The organism is Blautia sp. Sow4_E7 (assembly GCF_052116245.1).
Lineage (GTDB): Bacteria > Bacillota > Clostridia > Lachnospirales > Lachnospiraceae > Blautia_A.
Map to the genome: position 1 here is coordinate 33,922 of NZ_JBQKLL010000012.1, position 13,244 is coordinate 47,165.

Below are 13,244 nucleotides of genomic sequence, written 5' to 3' on the forward strand. Positions count from 1 at the left end.
CTTTGCCTTTCTTCTTCCTTCAGCTGAATCTGCATTGACTCCAGCATTAAGACCTGCGCCCATTTTGGCTTGCTCAATACCTCGTCAAACGGAATATGATGTCTTTGGAAGATGATATGAAGTAAGGTTGTCTTGCCGCCGGCAGTTATCAGTTTTTTGCCACATCCTCCATGGACGGTGTGAAGCCAGAAATCTCATCCAGTTTTTCCAGGATCGCATCTTTCTCTCCGGCTTTCAGAACAACATCAACCAGACCGATACCATTGACTACATTACATTTATCCCACGCATCAGCTCTGTCCCAGATCTTTGTTCTGTCTTCCTCGATAGTTGCCTCGTAAATCAGCTCGGAGCGATAATCTGCTGAGTTTACACTTTCTGCAATTCTCAGGCCATTTGCCTTGTTTTTCTTGTAGTTGGTGTTTCTCTTTCTGATCTTTGCATACTCATCTTCTGACAGAGGACGGATTCTGAACTCCAGGACAACTGCCTTGTGTCTAACAATCTGGATTGTCGCCACTTCGTCCATATCAGTCTTGTAAGAAGCTGCAGCCATTAAGCCTCCCAGGATATCATCTTCATACATTCTTACGTTTGCTTTTGCCTCTTCTGGTGACATCTGAACTTCTGTTACATTTTCTGTAGTCTTTGCCATTTATTTTTCCTCCTAAATGAAATAAGGGCCGCAAACTTAACGCTGCGGCCCAATTACTATTTTCTATTCAATTTTCTTCTTTTCAGGCCTTTAATTTTCCCTGTGGCTTTACTTCACCATTTACAAACAGGGACCACTGACGTTTTACGATGCTTCCGATTGCAATATTCTGCAGATCGATATTGCCGGAAGGCACACAGTTCGGATAAATGAAACGCTCTTCGCTTCCATTGCTTCCCTTTAATACGCCCTGGAACTTCCAATCCGGCTGAACACCAGTACTCTGCATTTTCAGAAGATCGCTGATGAATCCGCTGTCTTCTACTACACATTCAGTGAATGTGAGAGTAGTTCCAATGGAGTCCAGGACCTCCTGCTCTCTTAATGCTCCGAGCGGATGGTACTTCTGGTTGCTTACTGCCATCTGCGCCTGAAATGTTTCTACAGTAGCCAGAAGTTTTCCTTTGCCATTGTACAGCGCACCGTCTTTACCGGTACGGACTTTTCTTGCATCTGCTGTTGCCTGTGTATTGATAATGCTCATAGTAGCTTATCTCCTTTCTTATTCTTCCTCTTCTTCCGGAGCAAATCTGTAACGATAGGTGAGGTAGATAATTTCCATGCTGTCGATATCGTCAACTGAAATGCTGAACCATGCGCTGTCTCCCTTCGGCGGGTTGGAAGCATCAAGTGCAACTGTTCCTCCGGCTTCTACTTTGTTTTCGCCAGCCATTGCATCCAGAACATCAACGATTGCAGACATTACGGTTGCCCGACCATTATCGTTATTGTCAATGGAGCCATCCATCGCTTCCAGGGTTGCATCTACACGATTCTCCAGCTCAAATCTGGTCTTCATACGGCGGATCTTTTTCCATCCTGCATCCTGATCTGCTGACAGAACAGTAAGAGTATTGATTGCTTTTTCAATCCACACCTGGCGGCTCTTGCTAAGAGACAGGACCAGACATCCTGCTTTTAGTGCTTTCTTAATGACCCCATTTTTCAGTGACTCATTCAAGCTTGTAGCCCCGGTGATTACTGAATGGGTAAGAGATGCGTTAGAAGCAACTGCAATAATCATTCCGATAATTCTTGCAGCCGCTAAATATCCTTCATACACAACTCCATCTGCACCAACCCAACTGTTCAGCACATAGTGCATTTTAAAATCGTTAAAAGCTGCAGCGTGCTGGATTCTCGTGTCAATATCCACGCTCTTAGGCTCGCCAACGCAGGCATACGGATACATTCCTTCCTCAAACTTTCTGTTGATGAATGTATAAAGAAGCATATGTACTGCCGGCTCCTCGGAATCTACGGCAATGCCATCCCAGCTTTCTTCTTCGCTCGCTTCAAATCCTGCGCCGTAAGCTTCTGTATTTACCGTAGGATCTGCTCCTCCAGCAAACTTCGCCTGAGAAACTGCCTTTAACTTTCCAGTTTCTTCAGCTTTTTTAACAGCTTTTACATATGCGCTGTTTTTGAGAGCGGCGATAATTCCATCCACTTCGGCAGGGCCTGCAGTAAAAGATACTGCTTCCAGTTCCTTGGTTCCTTCCTGGATGATCGCCATTTTCTGTGTATCGTCTTCCAGCGATTCTTTAATGGTTACTGTAAATGCTCTGCTAGTTGGATATAATGTTGTCAGCGTAACAACATCTGCTTCTTTATCATCTTTAAGTGTGATAGTTGCAGGTGTTCCGCCCGATCCTACTCGAACTACTACAATGTCATTTACACCGCCAATTCTCATCTGTGTGATTACGTTCGCTCCCTTGCCGCTTCCGATAATTGAAGCAACATCATCGGAAGCATCGGTAACCATCGGCTTATTCAGTGGTCCCCATGTTCCGCTTACAACAGCCAGGCCGACACCTTCCGCTGCTCCAGCAACTTCTGTGCCCCCTGCGTTAACATGCCGTCTGTATACGCCAGGACGTTCCTTTTCTTCTCCTGCTCTAAAAGATCCGCTCATTACTCTTTTACCTCCTCGCCTAAGAATTTCTTGATAATAACTGAGGCTTCTTTCTTAGTTGCCTCTTTTGCTCCTGCCAAAAGAAAAGCGGCACGAACGATATCCGGACTGTAAGGCCTTTCAAACGCTGTTGCCGCTGCTTTTGCAAACTCATTGATTGTGTAGGTAGATTCCCCTTCTGATACTGCTGTGGATTCGTTACCGGGTCTGGCTTCGTTTTTTTCTTCCTCAGCAATGGAATTTAAGGGTTCATTGTTTTCAGCTGTATTCGCAGCTTCTACGGCTTTTTTTGTTGCCATTCACTTTTCCTCCTTCTGGCTTACTTTAATCTTGCTCAGTGGGTGTTCAACCTCACTGATCCTTGGAATAGAATATTGTGCCTTCACCATAACCTGTCCTCTTGTCAAATAATCGGCGTTATTCTCTACGGACACCTCGAATATCAGCATTGGGCTATCATCCAACATGATTACTTCCCCTGCCATATTCAGTCTGTCCGCAATGTATCTCGCCCATAGGCTACGGTTTTCTGGCTCCGGCACGATGATATGAATTGCCAAATTGCAATCCACCCATGTAAGCGCATAGGTCGCTCTGTTCGTTTTGTACGACTGCACACGAACGTAAAAAGCTGGGTGTTCTCCACTCGGCTCAAAGAATTTTTCAATATGATCTTTTCCTATAACCAGGCTTTCTTTTTCCAGGTTCTTCAACCATCTGCTCAATGCCTGTACTGGGTCTGGATTTGCTGTTTCCTGCCGGCTGTACTCCAGAATATCAAACCGGACAGAGGCTCCAACTATCATTGTGTCAACGCCTCTATCTCTCGCACTCCGTTCCAGGGAAAACATTTCTGTTCTCGCCCAGGCAAACGCATAATGTGAATTTCCTTCCGGCTTCACGATGAGATTTACCAGGCACTTTCTGATGTATGGCTCGATATCTTCCGGAAGAGTTTTTCTCTCATCGCAGTAGAGATCAACCTGCATGACACCAGCACTTTTTCTCTCTTCATCTGCCTGCATATCAATCGTATATACGATTCTCGGGTACTGTTCTCCTTCCCACCCTTTCTGTCTATCGTCCGGTGCTCCCTGGTAAAACACTGCAGGCAGTCCAGCGTATACCGCCATTTGGTCTTTAAAAAACGAATACGTGGCAAATCGTTCATGCATCAATTCTTCAAGAATCACTCGCTTTTTACCTCCGTTTTCTCCGGATCATATTCTTCAATGCTTTCCAGATTTTCAGACCAGCGGATTTTCCACTGGCCTGTCGCAACATCATCTGCCTGGATTGTGAGAAAGCTGGTAACATTCGCAATGTCCGGCTGATACAATATCTTGATTTCCTCCGGCGTAACTGCAGATACAATTCCGGATTTCGGTTCTTTCCAGCAGGAATGCTGTGCGCTTATCAGATCGCCCCTTTTAATTGTGGTGCAGTCAAACACCTTTTCCTGTTTGTCCATAATCAGACTCATTTCTTCGCATCACCTCCTACAAATATGGTTCATTAAAGATTGCCTTGATCGGCGGCAATGCTTTCTGTGTGATCCGGTCCTTGAATGGTCTTCGTGCCATCTTTCTTGTACCGTTTTCCAGATAACCAGCATAAAACTCTGCGCTTTCAAGCTCCAGGGTAATATCGCCGCCACCGCCTTTTACATTTCCTGTCCAATGCAATCTTAAATTGCCTGTACGCCTTGCCGGAGGTTCTCCAGGAGCGGATGCCTGGTAGGTTGACTTATACGGATATTTCCTATAAGTTCTTCCGCTTCCTTTTCCTCTGAGGACTTCCAATTCGGCGTTTCTGAGCTGGTTGACCGCTCTTGTTCCTCTTGACAACACCTGTTGATTTACTCTGGCTTTCATTTCGCCAACCTTTGCCTGTACTGCTTGGCCTGCTGTTCCAAGTGCTGCCGTATCTATCCACAACCTCACTTCACATCCATCCTTTCCTCGACATAGTAAATGGTGCAGACTCCGATACTTCCCGGATCATCTATGCCCTGAATCAAGAATATTCTTTCTCCCAATACCAGCTTGTCTTCTGCCTTTGCCTTCGGCCGCCCATCCTGTATGATCGTGTGGGAAATCGGATGCTGAAGCTGTTGCCACTCAACCTTTTGCTTCGGTGTTGCTTCCGCAAGTGCTCCCTTTAGCGTCCGGCTTCCATCACCAGAAAACGAAGCTGTGGCTCTTCCTGTTTTACCGATATCAGCTTTGTTATCTTCGATCACAAACTCTTTATATAGATTTCCTGGCCGCAGATACATCATTGCTCTTCTCATCATTCATCCAGCCTTCCTGTTCTTGGATTCCGCAGCATACCTGTATAGAAATACGGGTCTTTATAGCTGTTTCCGGTCGGCGGTGATGGAACTGCTATTGATTCCAGGCTTACTTCCTTTTTCAGACTTAGGTAATCTTCTTTCCAGACTTTTGCCCGGTCAGACAGTGAAAAAGAAAGTGGACCTTCTTTCGTGTCCACTTCAAACGCAAACCTTCTGCAGATGCTTTCCAGCAACATAAGCTTTGCTCTTTTCCACTTCTTCGGATATTTTTCCAAAGCCGCTGAAATTTCTTCGTCTGTCAATGCACAGGTATCTGCCCCACCTTCTACCATCGTATCTCCCAGTTCAAACCTCATCAGATCAAGCCCTGCAGTTGTGATATTCCCTGGTTCATAGGTATATGTGCCTTTTGCCATAAGGGTTCACCTCCGAATTATTTTCCAGACGGTGTTTCGTCTTCCGTACTATGGTCTACGAACTCGTTACCGCCTGCAGGAACGTTTGTACTCCCATTGGTGGAGGATAAGTTGTCTGCTTTCTTTTGAGCCGCTTTCTTTACTCCAGCACGTGAATCGCAGGCACGAATCACAATCAGCATATTTTCAGATTTTGCGGCTTCGATTGCCTTCGTAGCTTCCTCTACGTTCATCTGCATGATAGAGAAAACTTCCTGTATTTCCCCGGCATTCAGTGGAATCCCCATTACCTGTGCAGTATCTCCGTCATAGCTTTTGAAGACCGGAATTGCAATATCTGTTTCCTGGAAGCCTGTTTCCAGAATACCAGTTGCGGTTTCTCCATCAGAAACAATAGACAACACTCCAAGTTCTTCCTGCTGTTTTGGATTCAGAACGGCATTGGCCGGGATCTCGTCATTGATGAAAAAAGCCTTGCCGCCAAAGCTGCAAGGTTTCTTTGCAATCAGTTTCATATTTACCCTCCTTAGACAGCGTCCTTGAAGAACATTGCCAGATCATCTCCGGTCTTTTTCATGTCGGTTGCCATGAGGCCTTCGATAAACTCACTGTGAGTTCCCTGCTCGCCTTCATACTGACGAATTGGAAGCACATTTCCGTTTCCTAACATATCCCAAGTAAAGATATATCCTGCACTCGGCTCATCTACTGCCGGTGAATCTGTAGCGTATGCCAGCAGGAATGCGTTCGGATCGCCGATGTACTGCATTTTTGCCTCTTCCCCAAGTGCTGCATTATTCATGATAGAACGCTGCACGGAAAGACGTTCCATCTCGAACAGCTGAGACAGAACATTTGCATTGACCATGGCCGGGTTAGCTGTTGATCCGCTGTATTTTACTCTTTCCAGAATTGCCGGATGTTTTTTCAGTGCATTGTAAACATTCACACCGAGAGCCATGCGGTTCGGCCTACGTCCTGTAAGTTCTTCCATCTCAGTTGCTCTTTCCTCGATAAAGGAAATAGGGTCGGAGTTGCCGTTTGTAAACTTAATAAACTGCTTTCCTGTTACGGATACGCTGTCTACACCGGCAAACTCATTCTCCCACACGCCAGCTTTGAAGAAATTCTTTGCGAACAGAACGTCCTGGTGAATGTTTGCCTGGGTTGCAATCATTCTGGTTCTCTGCTGTCTCGGATCTCTGATAGACGGTCCCTGTCTTCTAATAAGGTCTGTCTGACGAATCTGATCGATGCCTACGATCATCTGATCTACCTGGCAGGCATAGGTCTGTCCATTCTCGCCGAGAACTGCTGGCTCAACCTTGCCATATGCCGGTTTTCTCTTCCAGCTGTCTCTCAGTAAATCTTCTTTGCTGAAAATATAGTAATTGTCAGCTGACAGACTTACCGGACACATCGGGAAAATTGTTCTGGCAAAATAATTTTTGTCACTCTGGAAATAAGAAAGAGCCATATTAGACAGTGCTGTGTGCGGTCTAAAGGCTCCTTTTGCAATTTCCACCTGAATATCGGCTGCTGTTACTTTTCTACCCATTCTTTCTTACCTCCTGCTTACTCATTTTTCTGATATTTGCTGATCTGCACTCTGGCATATCCGTCTTTGGCAACTTTGCTGAGTGCAATACCAAGGACATAGTCCCCGGCTTTTGCCTTTGCGGCAGTTCCGTCTGCCCCAGCTGTAATTTCATCGCCTTTAGCAATGGCCTCTCCTGCAAGCACTGATCCGATGTCTTTAATCTGGATGTCGATGTCATCTCCTGCTTCCACCTTTCCAGATACTTCTCCGAACATATCATTGATACCTGCTTCGATCAGAGCCACACCGATGAACGGCTTTGTTCCTCCGGTAGCCAGGATTGCTTTTCCGTTTTCGTCATACACAAAAATCTTATTTCTGCAGTCTTCAACGGTAGCTCCGGCCACCTCGGAAACTGTTACGCTCTGGCTGATCTGTGTTCCGTTATAATTCTTACCCATCGTCTTCTTCCTCCTTCTTAAAGTCCTGCTTCCTCTTCATACTGGAGTACCAGCTCAGGATTGTCTTCCCATGCTTTTGCAACTGCATCCACATAATTCATGGTCGGGTTTTTCTCAACATAGCTTTTGGCGATGCTGGCAATTTTCCCTTCTGCAGAACTGGTATCCGCTCCTTTTGCTACTCCAGCGTGTCCAGATTTTCCGATTTCAGAAAATGTTCCGGAGTTTTCAACAGCGGCTTTCGCATCGTCCAGTGTTTTGATTACCTGATCGTATGCTTCCTGGCTCACTGCCTTTGTACTCTTGAGTACCGGCAGAAGCTCTTCCTCTGTCTTTCCGAGAATTGCATACCGTTTGCAAATCTCTTTCATTTCCTTTTCTTCTGCATCAGCCTTAAATTTCATAAGTGCTTCAACCTGTGCTTTTAAGCCGGGGTTTAAGCCCTTAAAAATATCATCTCCGGTATCAGCAGTTCCGGCATCTCCGGTATTCGTAGCTCCTGCAAGCCCCAGGGTCTGAAGGGCTTTTGCTACTGCCTCTTCTGAGGACTGAGCAGTTCCCTGTGTTGGCGGAGTTACTGCTGGCGGTGTTTCCGGTGTGCCAGCGCCCTCCTCTGTACCATAGCGTTTTTCAATACTTTCAAAAAACGCTCTTTCAGATTCTGTCATTTTGCTCTTGTCGATTTTCATTTCTTCTCCGTCTCCTTTCGGTTCATCGTCTTCTGGTCCGTCTTCTTTTTCCTCGGAAGCTTTCTGAATTGCCTCGTTCAGTCTTACCTGTGCTGACTTCATAACTGCCAGCTCTTCTTCGGAAATTTCCTGATCGTTCTTTGCTATATTGGAAACCTTGCCATCGGACCACTGGCTGATTGCATCTTTCACTACGGAATAGAATTCGTCCAGGTTCTCAACCATAGCTGCTGTGGCTCCTGCTCCGTCCAGGTCTTCATCCCATAAAACAGAGCATAAGGAAGACTGCAGTGCATAACAAAAGTCCCATATTTCATCTGCGATTTTCTGAGCCTTTCGTTGTGCCATCTTTTCCTTGAAGGACTCTGAATTACCTTTCTCGATCTCTTCTATCGCACTGTTCAGCTCGCCCGGATTTATTCCGACCATCTTTGCGATAGCTGATAAAAGGCGCTTCATTACGCCGCCTTCATTCTGCTTCTCTTCCTCTTCATCATCTTCTTTTGGTCCCTTGGGATCTTCCTCCGGTTTTCCATCCTTGCGTTTGAACAGCTCAATATGTGCATCCGGATTGGCTCCCTCATCCACAAAGTCAACTTTCTTGACTTTGAGGTTTTTTAACTTTGTTGCCATGCTGTTCCTCCTTTCTTCTGGATTTATAATACAAAAAGACACCCGCCAAGGATGCCTCTCTGAATTATCACAATATTCAGTTTGAAAAATCCTACCAGAGCCTTTTTTACGGCTTCTATGGTAGGATTGATAGGTTTGGCGTGCTGAAAATCGCTATACGCCGCTGTTTTCATCTCTTACTTCATCGAAGTTCTTCCTGCCTGCAGCTGCAAGAGCGATACAGGCTATGCCTGAGAACACACCCAGTAGATAAATGCCAATATCAATCAATATCCTCATCCTCTACCTCTACTCTTTCTGCTTCGCCCTCAATACTGAACATGGAATATGTGCCATCTTTGACCTTTTCCCATACATCTGCATCAAGCACTTTGAAGCCAATCCACCAGCCAACAGGAAGCGTTCCTTCCGGAATACCCATGGCCCGCTGTTTCTCTTCGGTAAATACTACGCTCTCAACCAAAGTAGCAACGCCGCCTCTTTCGTGCATCTCTCCACCTTCTCGGTATAGCTGCACAAATTCATACGCTGCCTGCTCCAGATCTTCCGGCTCTACAATATCTTCCTGCCAGTCTTCAATCAGTTCTCCATCTGATCGAATGGATACATTCGCCCACCCGAAGGCAAGCATCTGCTCATCATCACGCTTTGTGATCTTAAACATTCTCTTTTTTACCGGAGATTCCCTGGCTTTCGGTTTTTCTTGATTGCCGGATTTCTGGATCATATCTGAAAATTTCTTCATTTTCACTTTTCTCCTCTTTTCAACCTTATTTTCTGTCAGCTGATCTGCTGTACATTGAAACTTGCTCGTCCCTAAACCAAAGGCGCTGGCTAATTCCTCTTTCGTCATAGAAGTTTTGCGCTTTCTTCGCTGTAAACTCCTCTTCGTTTCCATTGCTCTATCACCTCTTCCTTCGTTGCGTACGACCATTCCGTTTCTGTTCTGCCAGTAACTTTCATTCGGATTATTGTGTCCGCTCCGTCCTGGCCTATGTCAGTCACCAGAAAATCAGTCCCTCTGTTCAGCAGAAATTCATACTCTTCTGGTTTTCCGGACAATGGATTTACCCAGGCTCCTACACCTTGCCCTTTAGGAACGCTTATCTCCATGAAGATATTTCCGCTTGCCTGTTTCTCTCTGACAACGGATGTGCTGACAAAACCATCATCATGGAACGTACTTCCTATCCTTGTCTGCAACTTCTCCAGAACATCGTTCTCACAAGTTCTGAACACCTTAATGTCTTCCGGAAGCTCAAACTTTGATATGGCAGAACTGATATCCGAAATCATCTCTGAAATTTTACGGTTGCCGAGATCATCCCACAACTTAACCTGGTTTTCTGTCATTTCTCTTCTCAGTAATCCATTAATCGCACTGTAATCTGGTCCGCAGTAATTTGTAATTGATGCCTCTTCCTGTGATGTTGTCTGCTGGCTCCACTTTCCATACGGTGACTGAGTTTTGAAATAATCCAGTTGCCTGTCATATTCTTCCCGATCACTTCTCCGCAACGATCTGTCTGGCCGCTTTCCGAAGTATTCCTCGGCCTCTTCGCCGGATAAAAACTCTTTCTGTTCTTCTGCACCCACCTCTGTTTCAATATCAGTCATGTTTTCCGGCTGAAATACAGGTGGCTCAATCTCAATGTACTCAACAGCACAAGCGCAACGTGGATGTGCTGGCGGTAGCATTTTCTGACCGGCAAACAAAAGACGGCCCTTAAAATCGAAATTATCATCCATCTCGATTTCGGTACCGTCTAATGCAGCGCAAATGGAACAAACCGAATCATCTCCGGATGTGATCCATCTCTTGATTGTCTTTCCTATAAGGCCTTGGGACTGTGCCTGTCTTACTCCTTGGTCGGCTCCTCGGTTGTACGCAAATTCCAGTTCTGTCTGAGCTATAGTGAAAGCTCTCTGCCGATGTTTCTGCTCTGCGTACTTCTGTGCCGCATCCAGTGCCTTCTTCCGGATGTTTTCCGGCTTCATTCGTGGATGATTAGTTTGCAATGTGGCCTTTACGGTATCGTACAGCTTCAATGCCGCTTTTGTGTCACCATCTGTAAGGCCTATACATGGGCGAATGAATCTTGCCAGTTCGTCAACCGTGTGCTGATCTGTGATCTTCTTTACCAACAACGACTGGATGGCCTTTTTCTGCTCTGCTGTACACGATGTCACAAATTCAGCTCCCCTGTCTTTGATCCACGATACAATTCCAGGGTCCTGCGTATTGATGCTGAATGATAAGCTATCAAACATCGGCTGACCGGCAACACCTGCCGCCATTGCAGACATCCATACACCTGCCATCTTTTTCTCAACCAGGACTGAATAATCTTGCTGCCAATCCTCGAACTGCTTCTGTGTGAGCATACCACTTTGCACCACTTCCCTCAGTTCTTTATAGGTGATGGCATTTCTTTGGTCTTCCCAAAAGCTGCAGAGGATTTCTACTGGTTCGCTGGTATTCTGGTTCAAGAAACCCTGCAGTCTGTTTAGAATCTCCTGAGCATTCTTTGACTTCGGTTTCAGCTTTGCTTTCGCCTTTTTCACTTGACCTGGCGGTCTTATCAAAAATGCCATACCTACACTCTTCCCAAGCGTTTTTTGGCCGCTTCTACCGCTTCCTCGGAGATTTCCTCATCGTCTTCTTTCGGTTCCTTGCCTGCGGCTGTTTCGGGTTCTGGTGGTTCATTCTGTCCCTGCTGTTCTTCCCTTGTCTGGCTCAACTCTCTAGTATCATCCGTTCTTTCCGGAAGCTTCCCGATCTGCCTGATATAATCTTCCAGACCATCATCCGGTACCAAAACTCCAATTCCAACCATATCCTTAACAAACGCAGATACCTTCGCAATGTCGGCATCTTCAATGTCTCCATGCGTCAGCTTTGGATAATCTGTAATTCCAGCAAAATGGTCTCCGTTAATATCGATCAGATTCGGTATTCCCTGGCTATTGAACGTCTCTGCAATAATATCCAGATACGCACCGCAGGCCATCGCAAACAATTCTGTCTTGTCTGAGCTTAAAGCCCATGAACCATTTTGCTGATGCCCTAAGAAAATAAAGTCTGCCAGAACTGTCATAGCAATTCTAGTATCGTAGCGGTCAATAATCGCATTGGTGTCAAACTGTCTGGAGCCGCCAGTGCTTAAAAGTTCCATCTTGAAGCCCCCGGGAAGAACGAGGCCTTCTCTTTCATCTCTACGGACACCTCGAACCATATTTTCCAGCTCTGCTCTAATCCTTGATATGGTTTCGTCTTCAGAGTTCCATATATCCATGTCTTCCGGAGTGTAAATCACCGGCAGTCCGGCAAGATCACGTTCAATGCCAATGCCTTCAATCTCCTGGATTCTTCTCTTGAAATGCCATGACCGGTACGCATTTCTCAAAATGCTTCTACCCTCTGGATTGTCCTTTCGTACCTTGGTTCTAAATAGCAGTGCCTTACTCATCGGGATTGTCAGTAGCCCAAAGTCCGGCGGTGGCATCTGCGTCATACCTACCAGATTATCTGCTTCATCGTATTCCCACTGGTACAGAGTTTCCTGAGATCGAATAGGGAGCTTCGCCCATCCGATCAAACCATCGCTGTATTTGCTTCTGGTTCTGGTATCTCTTGTATTTCCCATTCTACGCTTGTACACAATTTCATGTAGGCTCCAGCCATAAGTAAGGAATGACAGGATCTCTGAGACTGTATCAACCCATGTACTTTGCATATCATCCATACATGATTGTACAAACTCAGCTGCTTCCCGGTCTTTTGCTGTGCCTCCTCCCGGTTCTACAATCCAATCGGTCTGCCGAACCAGCATTTCTATCGCATAAAGGATCGCACCGACTACATCATCATTCTCTGACATTTCTCGGTAAATCTCTACTCCTCTGCTTCCTCTCAGTTCCGGAAGAAACTCTTCATAGATAACTCCACCGTAACGCCTCTGGCCGATGCGTCCTATTTCTTTACTCACTTTACATCAGCCTCCTTTTCTGCCCGCAGGCTTTTATTCTGAAGCTCACTCCGTATCCAGAGTCAGCAATCTGAACTGTTTCTCTGACGATGTAGCCAGCAACCGCCGACTTAGCCAATGGTCCTTGTGTTCCACATGGCTGATTTACTGCTTGGAACGCTACACCAGTTACTCCTACATGCAACCAAACGGATCGGTTCTTGTTTCCTCCCGGTCCATTCCTGCTGTTTATGCTATTCTGCAATGACAACATCATACTCACCGCCTCCTTTATGAAGCCATCTCGTAATAGATCACGCCGCATCCGCTTGATATGGTTACGCTTTCTGCCTTCACATACAGGCACATGCCGGCAGGAATAGTAATGCCGTCTACATCTGTCGGTGCGTCCCAACAAGCCTTTACGGTCAGAATTTCTGTATCTTCAAATGCCTGTATCACGGAAACAAAAGTTCCTATGCCGTCTGCCTTGAACTCTTCTGCGTCTCCTCCAGGAACATTGTATTTTTTGCAGCCATAACCGCCCATGCTTGCGATCGCACTGGCAGATGCTGCAGTATTGTTTACTCTCATTCCATTCATGCTTA

18 protein-coding genes are annotated in these 13,244 nt (G+C 46.0%); all 18 read right to left on the reverse strand.

The features are described 5' to 3' along the window. Positions 1 to 148: 148 nt before the first annotated feature. The 18 genes from ACTQ50_RS09110 to ACTQ50_RS09195 all read right to left on the reverse strand — a co-directional run bounded on the left by ACTQ50_RS09110 (position 149) and on the right by ACTQ50_RS09195 (position 13,239). Positions 149 to 655, reverse strand: coding sequence for a phage tail assembly chaperone (locus ACTQ50_RS09110; protein WP_441483931.1), 507 nt, complete (start codon positions 653 to 655; stop codon positions 149 to 151). 82 nt (positions 656 to 737) lie between these two features. Continuing rightward, positions 738 to 1,199: a hypothetical protein gene (locus ACTQ50_RS09115; RefSeq protein WP_441483932.1), complete on the reverse strand. Its 462-nt coding sequence runs from the start codon at positions 1,197 to 1,199 to the stop codon at positions 738 to 740. A gap of 18 nt (positions 1,200 to 1,217) precedes the next feature. Next, positions 1,218 to 2,633, reverse strand: coding sequence for a phage tail sheath subtilisin-like domain-containing protein (locus ACTQ50_RS09120; protein ID WP_441483933.1), 1,416 nt, complete (start codon positions 2,631 to 2,633; stop codon positions 1,218 to 1,220). After that, a complete protein-coding gene (locus ACTQ50_RS09125) occupies positions 2,633 to 2,932 on the reverse strand; it encodes a hypothetical protein (protein WP_441483934.1) in 300 nt (99 codons plus the stop codon). The genes ACTQ50_RS09120 and ACTQ50_RS09125 overlap by 1 nt, the downstream gene beginning before the upstream one ends. Continuing rightward, complete coding sequence (locus ACTQ50_RS09130; RefSeq protein WP_441483935.1) at positions 2,933 to 3,826, reverse strand: hypothetical protein; 894 nt, start codon at positions 3,824 to 3,826, stop codon at positions 2,933 to 2,935. Further along, the gene (locus ACTQ50_RS09135) at positions 3,823 to 4,116 is read right to left on the reverse strand and encodes a DUF5026 domain-containing protein (protein WP_441483936.1); all 294 of its coding nucleotides are present in this window, start codon (positions 4,114 to 4,116) and stop codon (positions 3,823 to 3,825) included. The genes ACTQ50_RS09130 and ACTQ50_RS09135 overlap by 4 nt, the downstream gene beginning before the upstream one ends. A gap of 16 nt (positions 4,117 to 4,132) precedes the next feature. Next, the gene (locus ACTQ50_RS09140) at positions 4,133 to 4,576 is read right to left on the reverse strand and encodes an HK97 gp10 family phage protein (RefSeq protein WP_441483937.1); all 444 of its coding nucleotides are present in this window, start codon (positions 4,574 to 4,576) and stop codon (positions 4,133 to 4,135) included. Further along, on the reverse strand, positions 4,573 to 4,929 hold the full coding sequence (locus tag ACTQ50_RS09145; RefSeq protein WP_441483938.1) for a hypothetical protein: 357 nt from the start codon (positions 4,927 to 4,929) through the stop codon (positions 4,573 to 4,575). Before ACTQ50_RS09145 ends, ACTQ50_RS09140 begins: the two co-directional genes overlap by 4 nt. Then, positions 4,926 to 5,345: a hypothetical protein gene (locus ACTQ50_RS09150; protein WP_441483939.1), complete on the reverse strand. Its 420-nt coding sequence runs from the start codon at positions 5,343 to 5,345 to the stop codon at positions 4,926 to 4,928. Before ACTQ50_RS09150 ends, ACTQ50_RS09145 begins: the two co-directional genes overlap by 4 nt. A 17-nt stretch (positions 5,346 to 5,362) precedes the next feature. Next, entirely contained in the window at positions 5,363 to 5,860 is a 498-nt protein-coding gene (locus tag ACTQ50_RS09155) for a hypothetical protein (RefSeq protein WP_441483940.1), read from the reverse strand. An 11-nt stretch (positions 5,861 to 5,871) separates the two neighbouring features. Then, positions 5,872 to 6,903 (reverse strand): hypothetical protein, encoded by a 1,032-nt coding sequence (locus ACTQ50_RS09160; RefSeq protein ID WP_441483941.1) that lies wholly within the window; start codon positions 6,901 to 6,903, stop codon positions 5,872 to 5,874. Between the two features lie 17 nt (positions 6,904 to 6,920). After that, positions 6,921 to 7,346 (reverse strand): hypothetical protein, encoded by a 426-nt coding sequence (locus ACTQ50_RS09165; RefSeq protein WP_441483942.1) that lies wholly within the window; start codon positions 7,344 to 7,346, stop codon positions 6,921 to 6,923. Positions 7,347 to 7,363: 17 nt separating this feature from the next. Beyond that, positions 7,364 to 8,668, reverse strand: coding sequence for a hypothetical protein (locus ACTQ50_RS09170; protein WP_441483943.1), 1,305 nt, complete (start codon positions 8,666 to 8,668; stop codon positions 7,364 to 7,366). A 153-nt stretch (positions 8,669 to 8,821) separates the two neighbouring features. Next, positions 8,822 to 8,947: a hypothetical protein gene (locus ACTQ50_RS09175; RefSeq protein WP_441483944.1), complete on the reverse strand. Its 126-nt coding sequence runs from the start codon at positions 8,945 to 8,947 to the stop codon at positions 8,822 to 8,824. Then, positions 8,931 to 9,413, reverse strand: coding sequence for an XkdF-like putative serine protease domain-containing protein (locus ACTQ50_RS09180; RefSeq protein ID WP_441483945.1), 483 nt, complete (start codon positions 9,411 to 9,413; stop codon positions 8,931 to 8,933). The genes ACTQ50_RS09175 and ACTQ50_RS09180 overlap by 17 nt, the downstream gene beginning before the upstream one ends. A gap of 104 nt (positions 9,414 to 9,517) precedes the next feature. Continuing rightward, positions 9,518 to 11,263, reverse strand: a complete 1,746-nt coding sequence (locus ACTQ50_RS09185) for an ADP-ribosyltransferase (protein ID WP_441483946.1) — start codon at positions 11,261 to 11,263, stop codon at positions 9,518 to 9,520. Between the two features lie 2 nt (positions 11,264 to 11,265). Next, entirely contained in the window at positions 11,266 to 12,657 is a 1,392-nt protein-coding gene (locus ACTQ50_RS09190) for a DUF935 domain-containing protein (RefSeq protein ID WP_226814941.1), read from the reverse strand. 270 nt (positions 12,658 to 12,927) lie between these two features. Further along, positions 12,928 to 13,239 (reverse strand): hypothetical protein, encoded by a 312-nt coding sequence (locus ACTQ50_RS09195; RefSeq protein ID WP_412667965.1) that lies wholly within the window; start codon positions 13,237 to 13,239, stop codon positions 12,928 to 12,930. Positions 13,240 to 13,244: the final 5 nt, after the last annotated feature.